We start from the raw sequence: 23,040 nt of genomic DNA on the forward strand, positions 1-23,040 counted from the left end.
CTTTCGCTTTCAATTCTCGGGGGTAGGGGCGTCTTTTGGGGTGCTATCGTCAGACTGATCCGCTTTGGCGGCTGATGCCTTCATACGCGCTACGGATTGCTTTAGCAGCGGTACTCCTAATTGCGCGCCTTCTGGCCCTTCCATGAACGGATTGTCATCCAGCGTCATGGCTTTTTCTGTTTTTGCTTCGCGTTTTTCGGCGGTTTCGGTGTCTTCTTTCACCGGCTCGCCTGCGCCGGCTGCCTGTTTCAGGGCAGCCCGGGTTTCGCCTTTTTTCGCGGTTTGGGTCTGGGCGATCATTTTGGCGATCGTCTTGTCTGGCACGCCTTGGGCTTGCAGTTCTTTGACCTTTTCCTGCCAGACCTTTGGAAGGTGCTGAATGAACAGAACTTCATCCAGCTTGTCCAACGGAACTTCGGATGCCTTTTTCAGTTCATCGACCCATTTTTCATATTCGCCAGACGAATGCAGAACCTTTACGCGGTTGGCGTGGAATTCCAGCGCCTTGTCCTGCAATTCACGCATGATGGGATCCTCGAGGATGCGTTCCATCTTTTTCTTTACGCCGCGCAGATGCCGGTGAACGTTTGTCACCTCTAGTTCGTTGCGATCGAATAGCGCGAAATAAGCTTCGTTATATTTGTCGGGCTTGTTGTTCACGTTGCCGCGCACGCGGCGCAGTAGATACGCCTCATAGGATTTTACAGCGTAGTGGTTCAATTCAACCAATTTGTAGCCAAGTGTAGGTTTGGTCGATCGCCAGCCCGATAGCGAAAATTCATCGGGCATCCGTTCGCCCGATCCGTTCACCCAAACCTGATCGTACAGCATTTTTGCACGGTCCGGTTTTTGTTTGGCGTTTTTCACGTGGGGACGGTGAATGCCCAATTTTACATTCGGGTAAGGACGGAACAGAGTTTTCACGCCCCATCCTTTTTTGAATTTGTCTGGCGCGGCTTGGGTGTACATTTCGGACACCAATCCAGGGTTCCAATCAGTAATCCCGCTGGACCCAAAGAAACGCCATGTGATGGCCATGGCTTGAGCTTCTTCTGGGATACGTTCGACCAGATCAGAAATGCGTCCCTTGCCGCATTTGATGGACAGGAATTCATCCGCGTCCATGGTCAAAATCCATTCGCTGTCCATCACCTCTTCGTTTTGGGTGGCCAGCGCCAGCGCGTTCGGCTGGGGTTTTTTACCTTCGGGAACGTCGTTGCGGAAATGTTTGCACCAACCCAGTTCCTGTAACCGGATCAACATATCGTCGGTGCCGTCGCCGCAGTTGTTGGTGTAAACGCAAATGTTATCGAAACCGATGTGATTGTGGAACGCCACCCATTCAACCAAGGAATGGCCTTCGTCCTTCATCATCGAAAGAATTGTATATTTATGTTTCGGAGCCATAGCTGCCTGTTAATTACCTGCCTGTGTGGCGTCGTTACGCCATATGTTTACGCTGCAGCATAGCGAACACAGGCCATAAGTCTACCGGTGGCAGCAAATTGGGGTTGACGTTCGGGCTACATGCGCTTTGTTACAACACAACAAAAACAAACGAACAAAAGGAATTTTCAAATGGCTTTTGAACTCCCTGATCTGCCGTACGCACATGACGCTCTGGCTGCCAAAGGCATGTCGGCAGAGACCATGGAATACCACCATGACATCCACCACAAAGCCTACGTCGACAACGGCAACAAACTGATCGCCGGCACCGAGTGGGAAGGCAAAACGATGGAAGAGATCATCGTTGGCACCTACGACAAATCGGCAGTTGCGCAAAACGGCATCTTCAACAACATCTCTCAGCTGTGGAACCACAACCAGTTCTGGGAAATGATGGGTCCAGACGGCAACGCAATGCCAACTGAACTGGAAAAGGCGCTGGTTGAATCCTTCGGTTCGGTTGACGAATTCAAATCGCAATTCTCGGCTGCTGGTGCAGGCCAGTTCGGTTCGGGCTGGGCGTGGCTGGTCAAAGACACCGACGGCGCACTGAAAGTCACCAAAACCGAAAACGGTGTGAACCCACTGTGCTTTGGTCAAACTGCGCTGCTGGGCTGTGACGTTTGGGAACACTCGTACTACATCGACTTCCGCAACAAACGCCCTGCATACCTGACCAACTTCTTGGACAACCTGGTAAACTGGGAAAACGTTGCAGGCCGCATGTAATTTGCGCGACAGCGATTAACGTTAGGGCCGTCCGTCTGGGCGGCCCTTTTTCTTTTCACGCTAAAGTTTCGCAGGGTTTCGCCGTTGCAGGGACCGACAGTCAACATGACACAGGCGGGCCAATGCGTCGATTTTTACGTGGTATTATCCTTAACTACTCTGCTCTTGCGGTGTTTTTGTTAGTGGGCGGCGTCCCGCTAATTTTGGCGGCGGTTTATGCTGGTATGTTCGCATTGGATCGCACCAATGACCTAGAGCGTGTTCACAATTTGGGCGATGCATACGAGGTATCTTCGATCTCGGTCAATTTGATCCATGAATTGCAGGTCGAACGCGGCATGTCTGCCACCTATCTTGCCTCAGGCGGGACCGAGTTCTCATCCCGACTGGACGGACAGCGCGCCAAAGTGGACGCATTGCGCGCAGACTTTGAATTGGCGCTGTCCGCGATCCATTCTGACAGTCCATTCCGTTCCGCATTTGAACAATCGAACGACCTGATGGCCCTGCTGGACAAAGAACGGGGTATTATCTCGGAGTCATCGGCAACAGTGTCCGAGGCTGTCAGTGTTTACACGGATATCATCGAACAACTTATCCACCAGATCGACATGACTGCGGTGGATGATTTTTCCAGCCTTGTTCATGCAACCGTCGCATTTTTGCGTGCCAAAGATAGCATGGGTTTGGAACGCGCGGCTGCGGCGCGCATCGCAACGCTTGGTGAGCTGACTGACGCGGATATGCGTCGCCTTGTAACCTTGGCAACGGTGCAGGACATGTATTTTGCGGATTTCGTGCGCTATGATGATGACCTGCTTCAATCTGCATACGACCGTGTCGATAAAGCCTTTGAAACGGTGAAGGTGCTGCGACTACGCGAACGCATTTTATCGGGTGACGTCGAAAATTTGCGCCCCGTGTCTGTGTTTGCCGACTACACCAGCCGTATCAATTTGTTGCACCGGATCGAATTGGAATTGGTCGACAGCTTGCAAACTTCGGTTAGTGCAAAGCTGGTTGAAACGCGCGGGTCGTTGTTCCGTATTTTGACCCTATTTGTCGTCACTCTGATTTTCTGTGGCATCATGGTGTGGGGACTAGGCCGTATCAAAGCGGGTATTCTGTCGGAAATTGTGTCGGCATCGAAACGTATGATTGATGGTGATCTGGATGCGAAATTGCCCAAAGCTGGGCGCAACCAGCTGTCGGATGTGATCCGCACGATTGCCATTTTCCGTGATCGCACCCGCGAAGCGCAGGCCGCTATGCAGGCTGTTTTGGATAAAGAAGCCGAAGCCTTGGCATCTCTGCGGGAAGCCACCGAAAAAGGCAACGAACGGTCCGCGCGCATCGCCCAAGATCTGGAACGCACGGCACAATCCACTGAACAGTTGGCCCAATCGGTTCAAAACGCTGTCGCCAACACTGACATGGCAAATGGCTTTGCGGGTGAAATGCGCGTCAAAGCAAATGAAGGCACCAAAGTCGTCAACGACGCAATTGAGGCGATGGGCCGTATCCGCAATGCGTCTGATAAAATCACGTCGATCATCAAAATCATTGATGAAATCGCATTCCAGACAAACCTTCTGGCTTTGAACGCACGGGTCGAAGCAGCGCGTGCGGGGCACGTGGGTCGCGGCTTTGCCGTGGTCGCAACCGAAGTTCAGCAGCTGGCCGCACGTTCCGCCCGAGCCGCTGGAGATGTATCGACACTGATCGAAGAGGCCGCTCGCGAAGTGCAAACAGGTGTGAAAATTGTTGAGGCAAGCGGGGATACTTTGGCCGAGATTTCGTTCGGCGCGAACGAGATCGCGCAGCTGATTGAAACGGTCACCGACATGTCGCGGCAACAGTCCGAAGCCTTGGATGAAATAAACCAAGCGACGAACCGTCTGGACGAAGAAATGCGGACACTGTCATCAGGCAGATCCGCGGCTTGATCAAAGCGTTTATGTGGGGTTGTATGCGCCCCGCATACATGTTCTGTAATCGGTAGGTCTATTAAAGGCGCACCCAATGACAGAGCAAAGAAAAGGGCTTTTGGCTCTGGTCACGGCCACCGTGATCTGGGGCCTTTCGTCGCTTTATTACGCGCAATTCAGGCACATGCCCCCGATCGAGGTTTTGTGCTATCGGTCGTTGTGGTCGCTTCTGTTTTTCGGCGCTATTTTGTTGTTTCAGGGGCGGATCGGACAGCTGTGGCAGTCTGTGAATACGATCCCCAAACTGGGCATTGTTGCCACCGCGGCCCTGCTGATTGCCGCCAATTGGTTCGGTTTTATCTTTGCCATCAAATTCGGCTACGCCGTCGAAGCATCGCTGGGCTATTACATTTTCCCCATCGTCGCGGTTCTGTTGGGCCGCGTGTTTCTGGGCGAACGATTGTCGATTTGGCAATTATGTGCGGTCGGGCTCGCAACGGCGGCGGTTATTATCCTAACCGCTGGATTGGGCGTCCCGCCGTGGATTGCACTGGGATTGGCGGGCACGTTCGGGATTTACGGATTGATCAAGAAACGGATCACCCTTGGGCCCGTTCTATCGGTCACGGCCGAAGTGTTAGTGCTGGCACCCTTCGTGGTGTTTTATCTGGTCATCTGGGGCGCACGGGACCTGACACTATGGACCCATGTTTTGCTATTCGGGTCTGGCCCGCTGACAGGTGTGACGCTGGTGCTATTCGCCTATGGTAGCCGCCGCGTCGCGCTGTCGACGGTCGGGATCATGCAATACATCAACCCGACCTTACAATTCATCGTGGCGACCACGGTATTCCTAGAACCATTCACGGTCTGGCATCAAATCGCATTTGCGTTGATCTGGACCGGTGTTGGTATCTATTGCGTGGCCGCGATCCGTCAGGACAGATCAGCGCGCAAAGCCGCCTCAAGGGAGGCGACGTTAGGCACGGTTGTTACATAGTCCAGCACGTCTTGGTCGGCGAACCCTTCGGTCACCACATGCGATATTAATCCGACCAGTGGCTGCCAATATCCGTCAACGTCCAGCAAATAGATCGGTTTGCTGTGCAGGCCCAATTGGCGCCATGTCAGAACTTCGAAAAATTCATCTAGCGATCCGCCACCACCTGGCAATACAACAATTGCATCGGCGTTCATGAACAACACTTTTTTACGTTCATGCATCGTTTCGGTGATGACAAAACTGTCCAGATCGCGTTTTCCAACTTCGCGTTCAAACAGGTGAACAGGGATAACGCCAAAGGTTTTGCCGCCCTTAGATTGGGCCGTGCGCGCCACCGTGCCCATCAGGCCCACATCACCTGCGCCGTAAACCAGTCGCCAATCGTTTCGTGCCAACATTTCGCCGGTATCTACCGCTGACTGTTCGTATGACGGGCGCAGACCCGACCGTGACCCGCAATACACGCATACTGATTTCATACCTTCGGATGCCTTTTATCGATGAACATATCTTTGACCCTGCATAATCGCGTTGCTATGGTCCGACAACAATTGATGCTGCATAGCGGCAAAACGCTGCGAAAAGGGGACACCGTGGCGAAACTATTAGGAATGAATGCGACTGCTGTTGTCGTCGGTGCTGGCGTGGCTGGCCTGGCCGTTTTAGGTGTTTTGATCGCCAATCCACCTGCGCCAACCGAAGACGTCGTAACCGAAGACGCCGTAACCGAGGTTGCCGAAGTTGAGCAGGCCGAAGAAGCTGCAGTTCAGCAGTCAGAGCCAGAACCTGAAACGGTCGCGCCCGAAGAAACCCAGCGTCCAGCGCCGCAGTTTGACACGGTTCGTATCGAACCAGATGGCACAGCAGTGATCGCAGGGCGGTTTGAGGGCGGCGGCGAAGTCGCGATTTTGCTGGATGGCGACGTGATCGAAACGGTCACGGCTGGCCCCGATGGCGCATTCGCGGGGTTCTTTACACTGCCCGACGCCGCAGACACACGGATTTTGACATTGTTGGGCGCTCCGGATGGCGACGCGGTTAGTGCAGCTGAAACAGTGATCGTATCACCGACCGTTACGCCATCCGACGACGACACCGATGTTGCGATGGCCGAGGAAACCGATGCGCCAACCGAGGCAGAAACTGTTATTGCCCAAGTCGAAGTAGACGAACAGCCCGCCGAAATGGCCGCAATCGAACAGACCGACACTGTGCAAATTGATGTGGTCGAACAGGAACAGCCAGAACAGGCCACCGATTTGGCCGCGCAGATTACAGATGATGCTGCCGAAACCGTCGTGGAAACCGCCGAGGCCGTCGTTGACATGGTTGCGTCCGCTATGGACGAAAGCGATGAACCGGTGGTTGTTGAAACCACCCCTGCGCCAGAAGTCGAAGTCGCAGAGGAGGCGGCCGAACCGCAGCAGCCTCAGATCCTGATGGCAAATGAGGACGGCATTCGCGTCATCCAACCCGCGGACACAGCGCCAGAGGTCATGTCGGTCGTGTCGTTGGACACCATTTCCTATGATCCTGCAGGCGATGTTGCTTTGGCGGGACGCGCGACATTCCCCGGATCGGTGCAAATCTACCTGGACAACAGCCCGGTTAAATCGACCCCAATCGCCCCAACAGGCGATTGGTCGATCACTTTGCCGAATATCGAAACGGGTGTTTATACCCTGCGGGTTGATGAAATCGCCGAAGACGGCACCGTTCGTAGCCGCATTGAAACACCGTTCAAACGCGAAGAACCTGAAATTGTCGCCGAAAGCATGGAAACCGAAGTGACCGAGGAAACACGGATTACTTCGCGGACCGTCCAGCCGGGCAACACGTTGTGGGCGATTGCGCGTGAAACCTATGGCGACGGGTTCCTGTATGTCTATGTGTTCGATGCCAACCGCGACGATATTCGCGATCCGGACCTGATTTATCCGGGTCAGGTATTTGTTTTGCCGGAAATTGACGGCTGATCTCTGGTCATTGGGGCGGGCGGCGCCTAGGTTCTGATTGCTAGCCAAGAAAGAACCTGAATGCGCCCGCTACCAAAATCTGACGCCAATCTAAATGGCGACAAAATCGAAGGCATGAATGTCCTTCGCAAAGTGTTTCCCTATCTTTGGCCCGCCGATAAGGCGTGGGTGAAACGGCGCGTTGTGATCGCGCTGTCTGTTTTGGTGCTTTCCAAACTGGCTTCGGCAGGGGTGCCGCTGATCTATAAACGCATCGTCGACATCATGAGCGGCACAGCGGATGCCGCTGAAATGCTGGCGATCGGTGCGGTGGGCCTGACGGTCGCCTACGGCATGGCCCGTTTGATGAACGTAGGGTTCCAACAGTTGCGCGATGCGGTCTTTGCGCCTGTTGGTCAACGCGCGCTGCGTCAGTTGGCAATTGAAACCTTCACGCACATACATCGCCTTTCGATGCGGTATCACATCACACGCAAAACCGGCGGGCTAAGCCGGATTATCGAACGGGGTGTCAAAGGCGTGGATTTCCTGCTGCGGTTCTTGCTGTTCAGCATCGGCCCGCTTGTTCTGGAACTGTTGATGATCGCCGTCATTTTGTATTTCGCGCTGGACGCTTGGTATTTGGCGGTTGTGGTGATCACCATCGCAATTTACGTCCAGTTCACGTTCAAAGTGACCGAATGGCGCGTACGCATCCGCAAAAAAATGAACGAACAGGATACCGACGCCAACCAAAAGGCTGTCGATAGTCTACTGAATTTCGAAACCGTTAAATATTTCGGCGCAGAGGAATGGGAAGCCAACCGTTACGACCGCGCGATGGAGCAATACGAAAAGGCGGCGTTGCAGACGTCTTATTCCTTGGCATTCCTGAATTTCGGACAAAGCCTGATTATCACCAGCGGTCTGATTGCCGTGATGGTGATGGCTGCGATTGGCGTTGAAAACGGGACGCTGACGGTGGGCGATTTCGTAATGGTGAACGCCTATATGATCCAGATCACCATGCCTTTGAATTTCCTAGGCTCGGTCTATCGGGAAATTCGTCAGGCGATGATCGATATGGCGGAAATGTTCAATTTGTTAGAGCAACCGTCAGAAGTATCCGATAAATCGGGCGCAAATGTTCTAAATGTGCAGGGTGGCGCCGTGCGGTTTGATAACGTTCGTTTTGGATATGACAGTGAACGGGAAATCCTCAAGGGCGTCACATTGGATGTCCCTGCGGGGCAGACTGTGGCGATAGTCGGGTCTTCGGGGTCGGGTAAATCCACCATCGGTCGATTGCTGTTCAGGTTCTACGACGTGACGGGCGGGTCTGTTTCCATTGATGGCCAAGACGTCCGCGACGTGACCCAAGATAGCTTGCACAAATCCATCGGCGTCGTGCCGCAGGACACCGTTCTGTTCAATGACACCATTGGTTACAACATTGCCTATGGTCGCCCTGACGCATCCCGCGACGATGTGATCGCCGCCGCCAAAGCCGCCCGTATCCATGATTTCGTAAAGTCACTGCCTGATGGATACGACACCCAAGTCGGTGAACGCGGGTTGAAACTGTCGGGGGGCGAAAAACAACGGGTTGGGATCGCGCGGACCATTTTGAAAAACCCGCCGATCCTATTGCTGGACGAGGCGACCTCGGCTTTGGATACGGAAACCGAACGTAGCATTCAGGCGCAGTTGGCGGCGATGGGGCAGGGACGGACGGTGATCACGATTGCGCACCGTCTTTCTACCATTGCGGATGCCGACCGCATTGTTGTTCTAGAGAAAGGCCAGATCGTCGAAGAAGGTCGCCACGACGACCTGCTAGACCAAAACGGGCGCTATGCGCGTCTATGGGCCCAGCAAGCCGCCGAGGATAACGCAGCCTAGATTATTCTACGCCCATATCGATCAGGTCGAAAATCTGGTCGCGATCTGTGATCGCGACCAGACGGCCAATTTCCGTCCGTCCGTCGAATAGAACCAGCGTCGAACGGCGCGGGATGTTGATCGATTTGGTGAAATCATCGTTGCCATATTCATCCCAATCGACGTTCACGAATTTGATCTGTTCCATCAGCGACGGATCTTCGGTCAGGATGGCATCAATCTGGCGTTCCTGCACCTTACAGGTGCCGCACCATGTTGCCTTGAAATCTACGAAAACAGTGTCGCCTGCATCCAGCATGGCCTGAACGTCATCGGTGGACACCCATGGGCGTTCGATATTCTGGGCAAAGGCTGGTAGGGCGGTCATCGCCAAAGCAGCAGCGAATAGGGCGCGTCTAGTGAACATTGGGTTTCCTTTCGTTCAGAGTTTGACCGAAAGCGAGAGAAGCCAGTCCGGCATTATCTCGATCAGCCATATTTCGGCGTATTTGTGTGCTTGGGTCAGGATCATCAGACCCACGAGGATCGAAATGATGCCAAACACCCGCAGCGCCGTGGTTGCATTACGTTGTAGTGTGGTTTTGCGGCGGCGGATCACTTCTTGGCCGCCGTACGACAGGGCAAGGAATACGCTGCCGATGCCCAGACCGTAGGCCAGCATGATTGCTGCTGGGACCAAATAGGCATCGCCCGTTGATGCCAAGGCCACAGCCGCGCCCATTGTTGGACCAATGCAGGGGCTCCATGTGATGCCCAATGCGCCGCCAGCTGCGAAATTGGCAGTGGGTGAACCAGACAGGCGCATGGCCAATTCGTTGGCATTTCCCGCAACGCCTGACAGCATTTTAAAGGGCGAATAACGGGCGGGGATTAGGATCAGCGCGCCAAACACGATCAGGAAAATGGCACCCACATTTGCGATTTGGGTTTCATTGATGCCCAGTCGGCGACCCGCAACGGCCAATATAAACCCGACCAGCGCGGTCGATAATGCTAGACCCGCAGCCAGATACACGGGCGCGCGGCGGCTGTCTTGCATCGCCGAGGCTCCGATAATCGGTAGCAGCGGCAGAACGCATGGGTTCAGCAAAGTGAGCAGGCCCGCAACATAGCCAAGCACGATTTGTAACATGAGTCCTCCCAAACCCTTTGCTTGATACTAGGCAGCAATGAACGATCTGGGAAATCACGAATAAGAGCGGTGATTGTAGCATTTGCATGGAAAAAAGGGGCCCAGCAGGGGCCCCTTTGGATCGTTATTCCGCCGCGCGCACCGCAGTGGGCGCGTCAGGGATTGGTGCAGGTTCGGAATCTACCCATATGATTTCGGGCGATTTTACCTTTTTTGCGGCGCGTTTTAGCGCGCGGTCTTTGGCTGCGCGGCTGCCGCCCAATTGGTTCTGGATCCAATGCGCATAGGTGCCCGCCCAGACGCGCAGCGCTAACATCGCGGGGGTAAATACCAGCGTCAGAACCGTGGCGATGCCCAGCCCGAACACAACCGCCGTCGCTAACTGTTTCCACCAGAGTGCAGTTGGGCTGTCGATCGAATAGCCGCCGTTCATGAAATCAAGGCTAAGCCCAAACATCATAGGTGCAAGCCCCGCCATCGTTGTAATTGTGGTCAATAGAACTGGGCGAATGCGATCTTCGGCGGTACGAATAATAGCCTCTTTGCGGGGCATATAGGTGGTGTATTCCTGATAGGTGTCGATCAGAACAATGTTGTTGTTCACCACGATACCCGCCAGTGCGACAATGCCTGTTCCCGTCATGATGATAGAAAACGCCTGATCCATGACCAGCATGCCGATCAAAACGCCCGTGGTGGACAAAATGACCGCCAGCAGCACCAGAACCGAATTGTAAAAACTGTTGAACTGCGCCAGCAGGATGATGAACATCAACATCAAAGCAGCCGAAAACGCCTGCGCCAGAAATGCGCCGCTTTCCTCTTGGTCGGCCATGTCACCGCCCCATTCAAAACTGACGCCCGCAGGCAGGTTTCCGGGGGTGTTTAACCAGTCTTCAATCACAGCGATGCGTTCGTTGCCGTTGACGACCTCGCGTTTCAGATCACCGTTTTCAATATCGGCTAATTGGTCCTCTGTCAGGTCAGCCTCGGCGACGATGATGAAATCGTCGGTTTCAGTGTTGGTGAGTTTGACAAACCCGTCAGCAACGCCCGCTTTGACGTTAAAATACCGTTTCTGGTCGATCCGGTCGATCTGCGCCAATTGGGGAACGGGCGTGCGTGTGATGAAATTCGACAGGGGCACCAAACCTGCGGTGGTGCGGACCTTTAGGCTGTCCAACGTCGATAGAACCCGGTCTTGTTCAGGCAGGCGGACGCGGATTTCGACCTCTTCATCGGAGCTGTCGACGCGCATCGTATCCAGCAAAATGCCGCGCGTGACCAATTGAACCATCGCACCAACAGTTGCGACATCGGCGCCGTATCGGCCTGCTTTTTCGACGTCTACGTTAATTTCCCAATCAATACCGGGCAGGGGGCGGCTGTCTTCGATCGCGGTGAGCGCTGGCATCGCATCAAAATAGGCCCGCACATCCGCGGTCGCAGCCAGCAATTCGTCCCAATCTTCGCCGATCACGCGCAAGGCAACGGGTTTTGTCGCTGCGGGGCCCATGGCCAATTCTAGCGTTTCGGACCGAATACCGGGGATGGCGTTCAGGCGATTTTGTAGGTTGTTCATGACAACGTTGCCGTCCAGATCGGCAACCGACAGTCCGTTTGCGCGGGCATAGGCGGCACGATCATCCCACGGGATTAATTCGATTTGTAGCTGTCCGATGGCGTCGCGCGGGCTTTCTGCGCCAGCAGTGTTCGAATTCAACCCGCCTTCACCTGCAAAGGCGAACACCGTTTGGATGCCGGGGGTTGTCAGAGCAACAGCTTCGGCTTGCGCGACAAGGTGGTCTTTTTCCTCAAGGCTTAGGTTACCACGGGCCTGTACGTAAACAATCGACTGCTCCGGTTCGGTTTCAGTGAAAAATTCAACGCCGTTGTTGTTTGCGCCAAAATAGCTAAACGTTGAGGCGACGAAAAACAGGATCAATCCAACAGTCACCAAAGGCATAATCGGGTTGCCAGCAACAAACCAAATGACCCAGCCAAAGGGGGACCGTTGATAGCCCGCTTTGACCGATTTGGGCTTGCGGATAATTTTTGCTGCGCCGACCGTGATTGACAATGCAACAGCACCGATCAGGAACATGGCAAACCCAGGTAGAGCATCAATGGCGTTCGCGGTTTGAACATCGTTGCCAGACAGATATCCAGGGTTCAGGGCCAACATGGCGCCAGTGTAGGCGATCATGGCAGCGGGCAAGACCAGTAGCGCACGCACCACCCACGGTAATCTTGCGCGCAAGACGTCCGACGCGCCGCTAAAACTGCGGCTCGTGCGTCCCAAAACGCCGCCCATGACGGGCATGTAGATAAGTGCCACGACCAAAGATGCAGACAAAACGAATATCAGTGTGACAGGCAGCATACCCATGAACTGGCCGGGTACGCCGGGCCAGAACAGCATAGGTAAAAACGCGCATAGCGTTGTCGCGGTGGAGGAGATGACGGGCCAGAACATACGCTTTGCGGCGTCGGTATAGGCGTTCATCGGGCCTGCACCTTCGGCGATGCGTTTATCCGCATATTCAACGACAACAATCGCACCATCGACCAACATCCCAACGGCAAGGATCAGACCGAACATCACGATGTTTGAAATCGTAACGCCCATTATGCCCAGCAAAAGGAACGCCAGCAAAAACGATGTCGGGATAGAGAAACCAACCAGCAGCGCGGACCGAGTGCCAAGCGACGCAAGCACCACAATCATCACCAGCGCAATGGCCGTAAGAACCGACCCTTCTAGCTGCGACACCATAGATGCGACTGTGCGGCTTTGGTCGTTAGAGGTGCCGACATTCACGGCAACTTGCAATTCTTCGGGCCAATTGGCGGCGTTTGCTTCGACCGTGGCGCGGACCAGTGCGGCGGTGTCAATCAGGTTGTAGCCACGCGCCTTAACCACCTGCAAAGCCACGGTTTTCACGCCGTTAAAACGGGCGGTGCTTTCTCGGTCTTCAAACGTAAGGCGGATGGTTGCCAGATCGCCCAGCGTAATCACGCGGTCGCCATTGGTTTTGACGGGCAGGTCGTAGATATCCTGCACCTCGTCAAACGAGGACGGGATTTTCACCGAAAATGACCCCTGCGCGGTTTCAACCTCGCCGGCAGCGATCAGCATGTTGTTGTTGACCACCACGTTGATCAATTCGCCTGCGGTCACGTTATATGCCTCTAGCCGCAGGGGATCGATTTCAACCTCGACCATTTCGTCGCGCTGGCCTGTTAGATTGGCGGATAAAACCGCATCAATCGCCTCAAGCTCGTCCTGTAGGTCTTTGGCAACGTTGATTAATGTGCGCTCTGGCACGTCACCGGTCAGGTTGACAATGATGATCGGAAATTCAGAGAAATTGATTTCGTTGATCGAATATTGGTCTGCGCCTTCGGGAAACGATCCTTGGGCGGAATTCATGGCGTCGCGGGCATCAGCCATGATTTTTGTTTTGTCCCAACCGAATTCAAATTCCAGCGACACACCAGCGTAGCCTTCGGATGCGACCGACGTCATGGTTTTCAGACCATCCAAATCGGCCAATTCGGTTTCCATGGGTTCGACCAGCAGGCTTTCTGCGTCAGCGGCAGAGATGCCGGGGAAGGGGACGGAAATGAACAGTGCGGGGATTTCGATGTCTGGTTCGCCTTCTTTCGGAAGGCTGACATAGGCAATCGCCCCCGCCACAATGGACAGAACGATAAAGGATATGACCATACGGGCCCGATTTGCGGCCCAATCAATCATGCCTGTCATTCTGTGGCCTCCGTGTAGAAGGGCGCGACCTTGACGCCGGCGACCACATATTCTTGGCCAATTGTGATAATGTCAGCTTCGGCTGGTAGGCCCGATACCCAAACGCCGTCTACTGTGTCTCGCAACAGATCGACTGCGGCGAATTGCACAACATGATCGGCGTCAATCAAACGCAGGCCCAATTCGCCATCGTCATTCAGTGTGAGCGCAGACTGCGGCACCAAATGTGCCATGCGTCCATCCGTTCCGATAATGATTTCAGCAGTTTGTCCATCACGAATAGCTAGATCCGTGTTCGCGACCTCGACCTCTGTTTGGAAGGTGCGGGTGGTTTCGTCCGCGGCGCGGGATAGAAACGTCACCCGTCCCATGACTTCGCCGCCCGAGGCAAGACGCGCGGCAGCAGGCGCGCCAACGGTCACTTTGTTCACATCCAGTTCTGGAACAAAGGCGACCAATTTAATGGGGTCCAATTGGATCACAGTGGCGCAGTCCCCGCCCATCGATAGGAACGAGCCCAATTCGGCTGTGTCGGTTTCCAGAATCCCCGCAAATGGCGCGGTGATTGTCACGCGCGATAGTTCCCGTTCGGCAGCGGCCAAAGCAGCTTCGGCGCTGGTAACGGCGGCTTCGGCGCTTGATAGACCGCCACGTGCTGATTCCAGACCTGCTTGGGCGGCTTCATATGCTGCTTCGGCGCCGACCAATCGGGTTTCGGTGGCGTATCCGTCTTGGCGCAGGGCGCGGGCGGCGTTCAGGTTCACCTCTGCTTCGCGCAGGCTGGCTTGGGCCTGAACCAGCGCGGCGGCGGCTTGGGGTTGTCCTGCTTGGGCTTGGGTCAGGCGCGCGCGCGCTTCGGCAACGGATGCCTCGCGCGTGCCGACATCGATTTGGCATAGGGTATCGCCCGCGTTCACAAACGCACCTTTGCGCAATGGTTCGCTGGATACTTGCCCAGATGTTTCGGCGCGGACCACAACGGCGCGTGCAGCTTCTGTTCGGCCGCGCAGGATAACGGCGCTTTCGATTTCGCGTTCCTGGCTACGCTCTACAACGACACGGATCAAAGTTTCGTCAACGGCCTGATCCGTTGCATCGGCAATCGGTGCGTCAGGTGCAGGTGTGTCGCTGCCCGCCACGGCCATCAGGCGGTCACGTTCAAACACCAAGAAATATAGAAACGCCGAAACGATGATTGCTGTTGCAAGCGGCATAATGCGCATTTTGGTTGGCCTTTCGTGACGCGGTGCTACTGAAACGTGCCGCGTTCTCAGTTTAGTTATCGGCGGTAAATACACCGATTTAAGCGAATATACGTTAAACTATTTCGTTTAGATTAAAATAATGCGGCATGCCGCGCTCCTCCCGACGTCAATCGACGCCCAATTCCGTTGGCATTCTATTCATGTTTTGGGTAAGACAAAGCAAAGATTACGACAAAACCGAGAATAAACATGAGCAACAACGAAAGTTTCATCGACGAGGTGAACGACGAAGTCCGCCGCGACCAGCTGTTCGGATACATCCGTAAATATGGTTGGATTGCTGCACTGGCTGTTGTCGGTTTGGTCGGCGCAACTGCATATGTGGAATTCCGTGCCTCCCAACAGGGAGCCGCCGCAGAAGCCAAAGGCGATGCAATTTTTGCGGCGCTAGAGGAAAACGAATGGGCGCAGCGACAAGAGGCATTGGCCCAATTGCCGCAGGATGTTGTCGAATTGATGCTGACAGGCGTTGCGGCGACAGAGAACGGCGATAATGACGCCGCGATCGCCGCATATACCGCGCTGGCAGGGTTAGAGGACGCTCGCCCGATCTATCGCGAGCTGGGACGTTTCAAAGCGCTGGTTTTGCAATCGGCTGACGAATCCCCCGAAGACCGCATTGCGAATTTCGAAACGCTCGCCGTTCCGGGCGCGCCATTCGCAATGTTGGCGCGTGAACAGATCGCAGTTGCACAGGCGCAGATGGGCGACGTGGACGCAGCGATTGAAACGCTACAGGCGATTTCCGCCGACGCGACAGCCAGCCAGGGGTTGCGCAATCGCATTGGACAATTGATTGTGGCGCTTGGCGGTCAGGCCGCAGAATAATTACACGGTCGGAGTGCAGGCAGTGACATTCAAAACGATTATGGGCACCGGATGCGCTCTGGCTATGTTGGCGGCATGTGGTCAACGTGACGTGATTTTGCCAGGCGAACGTCTGGATATCCGTGACGGCATGGCGACCCAGCAGGTCGAAACCGCGAATATTGCGGCCCCGATTTCATTAGGTGCGCAGGTCGCGAACGCCGATTGGACGCATCGTGGCGGATCGGCCACCCACAACATGCCTCACCTAGCCTTATCGGAAACGCCGACCTTGGCTTTTGCTGCGAGCATCGGGCAGGGGGACAGCCGCCGTAACCGCATCACAGCCGATCCAATCGTCGTGGACGGTGTGGTCTACACGGTCGATGCGGCACTGAATCTAGCCGCTACAGCGACAAATGGCGCTGCGCTTTGGTCGGTGTCATTGATGCCAGCGGGCGAACGAACCGAGCTATCTGGCGCTGCACTGGCCTATGGTGGCGGTATGATCTTTGCGACCACCGCGTTTGGCGAACTTATCGCGCTGTCGCCTGCGAATGGCGGTGTGATCTGGCGTCAGGATCTGGGCGCATCTGGCGCATCTGCACCGACCTATCAGGGCGGTGTTGTCTATGTCGTTGGCCAAGATAACCGCGCTTGGGCGATCGACGCTGAAGATGGCACAATCCGCTACACAAAGAATAGCAATCCTGTCGCCGCTCAATACGGCTATGGGCCGGGCGTCGCGGTAACCAGCGAATATGCAATCTTTCCGTTCTCATCAGGTCAATTGGTCGGCGCATTCAAAAACGGCGGCATGACCCGTTGGACCGACAGCGTTGGCGGTGAACGTCTGGGGTATGCCCTGAACGCGTTGGATGGCATCACCGCAGGTCCTGTGGTTGATGGTTCGACCGTATATTATGGCAACTCCACCGGAATGATCGTGGCGTTGAACCTGTCGGACGGAACACGCCGCTGGTCCGCACAAGAAGGTGCCGTGAACACGGTCTATCCTGTGGGCGGTTCTGTGTTTGCAGTCAATGACATCAATGAATTGGTGCGGATCGATGCCCGCACGGGTGATGTGGTTTGGGCCGTGCAAATGCCTGACCTGATCGAACGCCGTATGGGTAAATCCCGCGCCGCGGTTGCGCACTATGGCCCCGTTGTTGCGGGTGGGCACGTGATTGTGGCGTCGTCTGATGGCGCATTGCGATTGTTTGACCCTGTGTCGGGCGCGCTGGCCCGTCAAATCGAATTGCCCTCTGGGGCGGCGTCTGCTCCTGTTGTAGCGGGCGGAGTTTTATACGTTGTGAACAAAGACGGGCAATTGTTGGCTTTTCGTTGATCAATAATTGGTGTATCGCCCCGATCTTGATCTGAAAGGGCTCTGGCCATGACATTCACACTTGCGATCGTTGGTCGCCCGAACGTGGGCAAATCAACGTTGTTTAACCGCCTTGTCGGTAAAAAACTGGCTTTGGTCGATGACCAGCCGGGCGTGACGCGCGACCTGCGCGAAGGTGACGCGCGTTTGGGCGACCTACGCTTTACCGTCATCGATTCCGCCGGTTTGGAAGAAGCGACCGATAATTCGTTGCAGGGGCGCATGCGCCGCCTGACCGAGCGCGCGGTTGAAATGGCCGATGTTTGTCTGTTCTTGGTCGACGCCCGCGCGGGTATCACACCATCAGACGAAGTGTTCGCCGATATCCTGCGAAAGAAAAACGCCAACGTCATTCTGGCCGCGAACAAGGCCGAAGGCCGCGCAGGCGAAGGCGGTGTGCTAGAGGCTTATAGCCTAGGTCTGGGCGATCCGATCCGTCTGTCCGCCGAACACGGCGAAGGTCTGGACGAATTGTATCACACGCTGATTCCGATTTCGGAACAGTTCGCCGAACGCGCCGCCCAAGATATGCCAGACGTAGATGTGGACATCGAAGACTGGGATGATTTCGAAGAAGGCGACGAACCACCCATCCCAATGCCGACCGACGCAAAACCGCTTCAGATCGCGGTAGTTGGGCGTCCGAACGCGGGTAAATCGACGCTGATCAACAAAATTATTGGCGAAGAGCGTCTGCTGACCGGCCCAGAGGCTGGCATCACTCGCGACGCGATTTCGGTGAAAACCGAATGGGACGGCGTGCCGATGCGTATCTTTGATACCGCTGGTATGCGCAAGAAAGCCAAGGTTCAGGAAAAGCTGGAAAAGCTGTCGGTCTCTGACGGTTTGCGCGCTGCGAAATTCGCCGAAGTTCTGGTGGTTTTGCTGGACGTGGAAATTCCGTTTGAACAGCAGGATCTACGCATCGCCGATTTGGCCGAACGCGAAGGCCGCGCCGTTGTTGTTGCCGTAAACAAATGGGACCTAGAGGACGAAAAGCAGGAAAAGCTAAAAGACCTGCGCGAAAAATTCGAACGACTGCTGCCTCAGTTGCGCGGGGCGCCCATGGTCACGGTTTCTGCGAAAACGGGCAAAGGTTTGGATCGTTTGAACGCGGCGATCATGAAAGCCTACGAGGTGTGGAACCGCCGCGTGTCGACATCCGCGTTGAACCGTTGGCTGGTTGGTATGCTGGAACAACACCCACCGCCCGCACCGCAGGGCAAGCGTATTAAAATGCGTTACATGACGCAGGTGAAAACCCGTCCGCCGCAGTTCGTGGTGATGACGTCCCACCCAGATAAGGTGCCTGATAGTTATAACCGCTATCTAATCAACGGCTTGCGGGCTGACTTTGATATGCCAGGGACGCCGATCCGTTTGTTCCTTCGTGATCAGGGTGAAAAGAACCCATATAAGAACAAGAAGAAAAAACAGACCGGTCGTTTGCACAAACACCTTAAGCAAAATCGCGGCGAATAATCACTGCGGCGATTGCCAGAATACCGATCACAGACAGCACTGACATCACCAGATTGTCGGTGCTGTTTTGCATTATGACCCCGACCAATGCCCAGATGACCGCCGCGCCATAGGCAATGCCCGATGGCGGCATCAGTTTGATCGCGATGGCAGCGATCATGGCGATGATCAGGAACAGGATCGATGCGGCCTGATAGGACATGATGTCATAGCCCGCGATCATGATGGCAAACGACACGCAGGACGCCGCCGTGAGCCAGCCTGCATATAGCCCGACAGGCACCTTGAGCCACCAGCGGTCTTTGAATGGGCTGCGCAATAGGGCAAGGATCGCAAGGCCCGCCATGATGACGATGATCACAGTCGCCCAGATCACGGTTGCGTTTGCAATTGCCAGCCACAGCGTGCCTAGGGCAAGGCTTAGCGCTAGTGGCCCGCGTGTGATCTGCCATGCGCCGTCATAGCGCCGCTTGATCAGGCCATAGACCGCTGACAGCACCAGCCAGCTATAGATCAGGCCCCAAATGCTGAACGCGTATCCAGCGGGTTGGATAGGGGGCTGATCCATGAACACGGGGATTTGGTCGGCCTCGTATCCTGTGAACGGCGCGGTGACCAAAGGGGCCAAAACAAAGGTCGCGGTGAATAGGGCGGTTATATAGGGTAATAGGCGTTGCATCGGAAAACTGTTTGCTAAGTTGCGTTACCGCAAAGATAGAGCAGGTTTCAGCAATTTCCCGATTTTAAAACGAAAAAAGCGGACGCATGGCGCCCGCTTTGATTTTCGTTTTTGTGCGGCCTTAGGCCAATGTGCCGTCGGCGGTCAGCGTTGTTTTGCCGCCCAGATATGGGTGCAGCGCGTCGGGCAGAGTGACCGATCCATCCGCGTTCTGACCGTTTTCCAGAACTGCGATCAGGGTACGGCCTACAGCCAGACCCGAACCGTTCAGGGTATGAACGAACTGTGGTTTGCCGCCTTCGGTCGGTTTGAAACGCGCGTTCATGCGGCGGGCCTGATAATCGCCTGCGGTCGAAACCGACGAAATCTCGCGGTATTTGTCCTGACCGGGCAACCATACCTCTAGGTCGTGGGTGCGTTTCATGCCTGCGCCCATATCGCCTGCGCATAGTTTCATGGTGCGATATGGCAGGTTCAGCGCCTCTAGGATCGCTTCGGCCTGACGGGTCATGCGGGCGTGTTCTGCCTCGGATTCGTCGGGGTGAACGATCGACACCATTTCGACCTTTTCAAACTGGTGCTGACGAAGCATGCCCGACGTATCGCGGCCTGCGGAACCTGCTTCGGAACGGAAACATTGGGTGTGCGCGGCATAGCGCATCGGCAGCGCGGATTCATCAACCACATCGCCGTTCACAAGGTTGGTCAGCGTGACCTCTGCCGTTGGGATCAGCCACCAGCCGTTGGTCGTTTGATAGCTGTCTTCGCCGAATTTCGGCAGCTGGCCTGTGCCGTACATCATGTCCTCTAGGACCATGACGGGGGTGATGGCTTCGGTCAGGCCGTGGTTGTCGACGTGGAAATCCAGCATGAATTGCGCCAGCGCACGGTGGATACGCGCAACGCCGCCTTTCAGCACAACAAAACGGCTGCCCGACAGTTTCGCGCCCGCCTCAAAGTCCATGCCGCCCTGAACGGACGCCAATTCGAAATGTTCAACAGGTTTGAAATCGAAGGTGCGCGGGGTGCCCCACTGGCCGATTTCAACGTTGTCGTCTTCGGATGCGCCTTCGGGGACGTCATCGTACAGCATGTTCGGAATGGTCAGCAAAAGGTTCGTCAGTTCGACGTCCTTTTGTTTGGCCTCTTCGTTCATGGCTGCGATTTCAGCCTTTTTTTCGGCGACCAAGGCGCGCAGACGCTGGAATTCTTCTTCGTCACCGCGGCCTTTGGCAGCGCCGACTTCTTTGGACGCTTTGTTCTGTTCGGCGGTCGCTGTTTCAGCGGCGTGGATCAGCGCGCGGCGCGCTTCGTCCAGTGCCAGAACCTCTGACGACATCGGGGACGCTCCACGACGCGACAGCGCTGCGTCAAATGCGGCTGGGTTTTCGCGGATGAATCGGATGTCATGCATGGGTTCGTCCTCTTGTTTAATGACGCTGCGCTTATGGCATGTGAAATTTCAAAACTAAAGAGCCAAGGCAACGCAGTGGCACCGTTCAATATCGGGTGTCACTTTTAATAATTTCGTTACCTAGGTTTCGCAGGACTGTCACGGAACCCGCCTATCAGCGCGGCCATGCACCACTGGGTGCACAAAATTTCCAGCTGCAATGAATAGGCCAGAAAATGACCGATATTAAAGATGTAGATCTGTCTTGGGACGATTTTGACGAACTGCGCGACCCGCGCCCTGACGCCAACGAATTTGACGCTGTTGTCGATCGCGCCATTTCGCGCCGTGGGTTTCTGGGCGGCGTTCTGGCATTCGGTTCTGGCGCTGCTGTTATGGGGTCGGTCATGGGATCGGCGACATCCGCAAACGCACAGGCGGCTGCATTCAAATTCGCGCCGATCGGCATCGCGACCGACCACGACATCCACGTGCCAGAAGGCTATCAGTGGAAAACGCTGGTCCGCTGGGGCGACGCGCTGTTTTCCGAAGCGAACGGCGCTTATGACGCAGAAAACGGCGTGTCGGCCGATATGTCGGACAAAGTGTTCGGCGAAAACACCGACGGGATGGAACTGTTTGAGGTGGACGGCAAACAGCTGATCGCTGTGAACTCTGAATACGTGAACCCAAAAATCAACCTGCCAGCCGACGCCGAAGGCACCCCGCGCTCTGCGGACGAAGTCACCCTGCTGAAAAACCTGCAAGGCGTGACCGTGATGGAAGTTGCTGATAACGGCAACGGTTACGAGGTCGTCATCGACAGCCCATACAACCGCCGCATCACCCATGACACTCCGATGACCATGGACGGCCCTGTAGCTGGCACCGATCTGGTTAAAACCAACGCTGACCCTGCGGGCATGTCGCCTGTGGGCACCATGAACAACTGTGGTTCGGGCAAAACCCTGTGGGGCACGTATCTGACCTGCGAAGAAAACTTTAACGGTTATTTCGGTGCAACAGGGGCAGAGCCCGTCGGCGCAGGCTACACCCGTTACGGTATCGGCGGCGAAGGCCGCTATGCCTACGAAAAATTCGATGCGCGTTTCGATCTGACGGCCGAACCGAACGAACCGCACCGCCACGGCTGGATCACTGAAATCGATCCTGCTGATCCGACCTCGACCCCTGTGAAACATTCGGCGCTGGGTCGTTTCAAACACGAAAATGCGGAAATGGTTCAGGCCGCTGATGGCCGCGTTGTTGTCTACATGGGCGATGATGAACGCGGCGAATTCATCTATAAATATGTGTCCAACGGCATCTACACGGACGGCGGTTCGACCGAAGGCTTGCTGTCTGACGGCCAACTGTATGTTGCGAAATTCAACGACGATCAAACGGGCGAATGGTTGGCTCTGACGCCGGAAACCACGGGCATGTCGGCAGAGGAAATTCTGGTCTTCGCACGTATGGCTGGTTCCGCTGTTGGCGCGACCACGATGGACCGTCCTGAATGGGTGGCCTGCAACCCGCTAAAGGTCGAGGCATATTGTGCCCTGACCAATAACAAAAACCGCGGCGTGAAACCTAACGCTGGCGGCGACGACACCCCAGCCGTGGGTCCAAACCCGCGCGAGACGAACAACTACGGCCAGATCGTGCGCTGGACCCCAGCGAACGAAGACCACGGGTCTACCGAATTCACTTGGGACCTGTACGTGATGGCGGGCAACCCGACCGTTTACGACAACGCCTATGCAGGGTCGGACAACGTGAACGCGGGCAACATGTTCAACTCGCCCGACGGTATGGCATTCGACAGCGAAGGCATGCTGTGGATCCAGACCGATGGTGACGATAGCAACGAAGGCGAATTCGAAGGCCAAGGCAACAACCAGATGCTGGTTGGCAACCCAGAGACCGGCGAAATCGCGCGTTTCATGACCGTTCCAAACGGGGCAGAGGTCACAGGCCTGTGCTGGTCTGCGGATCGCAAGGTTGCCTTTGTCGGCGTTCAGCACCCAGGCGGTAGCTGGCCCGACAACACCGGCAAACCGCGCAGCGCAGTTGTCGCCGTCTGGCGCAAAGACGGCGCAACCGTCGGCTAAGGCCGTAGGTCACAGAACAAACGAAGGGGCCGCACCTGCGGCC

At 55.5% G+C, this 23,040-nt stretch carries 17 protein-coding genes; 9 read left to right on the top strand and 8 right to left on the bottom strand.

Translation table 11 applies throughout. From position 1 onward, the window contains the following. Nucleotides 1-9 precede the first annotated feature (9 nt). Complete coding sequence (locus tag BVC71_RS03870; protein ID WP_240516768.1) at nt 10-1,407, bottom strand: glycosyltransferase family 2 protein; 1,398 nt, start codon at nt 1,405-1,407, stop codon at nt 10-12. 171 nt (nt 1,408-1,578) lie between these two features. Between BVC71_RS03870 and BVC71_RS03875 the strand changes: the two genes are divergently transcribed. The 3 genes from BVC71_RS03875 (at nt 1,579) to rarD (ending at nt 5,106) form a co-directional block, all read left to right on the top strand. Then, nucleotides 1,579-2,178 (top strand): superoxide dismutase, encoded by a 600-nt coding sequence (locus BVC71_RS03875; protein WP_086450672.1) that lies wholly within the window; start codon nt 1,579-1,581, stop codon nt 2,176-2,178. A gap of 122 nt (nt 2,179-2,300) precedes the next feature. Beyond that, nucleotides 2,301-4,124, top strand: coding sequence for a methyl-accepting chemotaxis protein (locus BVC71_RS03880; protein WP_086450289.1), 1,824 nt, complete (start codon nt 2,301-2,303; stop codon nt 4,122-4,124). 76 nt (nt 4,125-4,200) lie between these two features. Next, nucleotides 4,201-5,106, top strand: a complete 906-nt coding sequence (rarD, locus tag BVC71_RS03885) for an EamA family transporter RarD (protein WP_086450290.1) — start codon at nt 4,201-4,203, stop codon at nt 5,104-5,106. Here the strand turns inward: rarD and BVC71_RS03890 are convergent. Continuing rightward, nucleotides 5,043-5,588, bottom strand: a complete 546-nt coding sequence (locus BVC71_RS03890; RefSeq protein ID WP_086450291.1) for an LOG family protein — start codon at nt 5,586-5,588, stop codon at nt 5,043-5,045. The genes rarD and BVC71_RS03890 overlap by 64 nt on opposite strands. 114 nt (nt 5,589-5,702) lie before the next feature. Between BVC71_RS03890 and BVC71_RS03895 the strand changes: the two genes are divergently transcribed. Further along, entirely contained in the window at nt 5,703-7,085 is a 1,383-nt protein-coding gene (locus BVC71_RS03895; protein ID WP_165767720.1) for a LysM peptidoglycan-binding domain-containing protein, read from the top strand. A gap of 60 nt (nt 7,086-7,145) precedes the next feature. Beyond that, entirely contained in the window at nt 7,146-8,966 is a 1,821-nt protein-coding gene (locus tag BVC71_RS03900; protein ID WP_086450293.1) for an ABCB family ABC transporter ATP-binding protein/permease, read from the top strand. Nucleotide 8,967: 1 nt separating this feature from the next. Here BVC71_RS03900 and BVC71_RS03905 read toward each other — a convergent pair whose 3' ends face one another. From BVC71_RS03905 to BVC71_RS03920, 4 genes are all read right to left on the bottom strand, one after another. Then, a complete protein-coding gene (locus tag BVC71_RS03905) occupies nt 8,968-9,372 on the bottom strand; it encodes a thioredoxin family protein (protein WP_240516769.1) in 405 nt (134 codons plus the stop codon). A 15-nt stretch (nt 9,373-9,387) separates the two neighbouring features. Beyond that, nucleotides 9,388-10,098 (bottom strand): cytochrome c biogenesis CcdA family protein, encoded by a 711-nt coding sequence (locus BVC71_RS03910; RefSeq protein WP_086450294.1) that lies wholly within the window; start codon nt 10,096-10,098, stop codon nt 9,388-9,390. A gap of 124 nt (nt 10,099-10,222) precedes the next feature. After that, the gene (locus BVC71_RS03915; protein WP_086450295.1) at nt 10,223-13,867 is read right to left on the bottom strand and encodes an efflux RND transporter permease subunit; all 3,645 of its coding nucleotides are present in this window, start codon (nt 13,865-13,867) and stop codon (nt 10,223-10,225) included. Then, nucleotides 13,864-15,090 (bottom strand): efflux RND transporter periplasmic adaptor subunit, encoded by a 1,227-nt coding sequence (locus BVC71_RS03920; protein WP_086450296.1) that lies wholly within the window; start codon nt 15,088-15,090, stop codon nt 13,864-13,866. The genes BVC71_RS03915 and BVC71_RS03920 overlap by 4 nt, the downstream gene beginning before the upstream one ends. 231 nt (nt 15,091-15,321) lie before the next feature. On the opposite strand from BVC71_RS03920, the gene BVC71_RS03925 reads away from it, so the two are divergent. From BVC71_RS03925 to der, 3 genes are read left to right on the top strand one after another with little or no spacing between them, the layout of a single operon-like run. After that, entirely contained in the window at nt 15,322-15,960 is a 639-nt protein-coding gene (locus tag BVC71_RS03925; RefSeq protein WP_086450297.1) for a hypothetical protein, read from the top strand. A 22-nt stretch (nt 15,961-15,982) separates the two neighbouring features. Further along, nucleotides 15,983-17,290 (top strand): PQQ-like beta-propeller repeat protein, encoded by a 1,308-nt coding sequence (locus BVC71_RS03930; RefSeq protein ID WP_240516770.1) that lies wholly within the window; start codon nt 15,983-15,985, stop codon nt 17,288-17,290. A gap of 48 nt (nt 17,291-17,338) precedes the next feature. Continuing rightward, nucleotides 17,339-18,811 (top strand): ribosome biogenesis GTPase Der, encoded by a 1,473-nt coding sequence (gene der / locus BVC71_RS03935; RefSeq protein WP_086450298.1) that lies wholly within the window; start codon nt 17,339-17,341, stop codon nt 18,809-18,811. Here the strand turns inward: der and BVC71_RS03940 are convergent. Both BVC71_RS03940 and serS read right to left on the bottom strand, forming a co-directional pair. Then, nucleotides 18,789-19,490: a tryptophan-rich sensory protein gene (locus BVC71_RS03940; protein ID WP_086450299.1), complete on the bottom strand. Its 702-nt coding sequence runs from the start codon at nt 19,488-19,490 to the stop codon at nt 18,789-18,791. The two genes, der and BVC71_RS03940, sit on opposite strands and share 23 nt — an antisense overlap. Before the next feature lie 121 nt (nt 19,491-19,611). Continuing rightward, the gene (gene serS, locus BVC71_RS03945; protein WP_086450300.1) at nt 19,612-20,904 is read right to left on the bottom strand and encodes a serine--tRNA ligase; all 1,293 of its coding nucleotides are present in this window, start codon (nt 20,902-20,904) and stop codon (nt 19,612-19,614) included. Nucleotides 20,905-21,119: 215 nt separating this feature from the next. On the opposite strand from serS, the gene BVC71_RS03950 reads away from it, so the two are divergent. Further along, a complete protein-coding gene (locus BVC71_RS03950; RefSeq protein WP_086450301.1) occupies nt 21,120-22,997 on the top strand; it encodes a PhoX family protein in 1,878 nt (625 codons plus the stop codon). Nucleotides 22,998-23,040: the final 43 nt, after the last annotated feature.

The sequence above is a fragment of the Marivivens niveibacter genome (genome assembly GCF_002150005.2).
Lineage (GTDB): Bacteria > Pseudomonadota > Alphaproteobacteria > Rhodobacterales > Rhodobacteraceae > Marivivens > Marivivens niveibacter.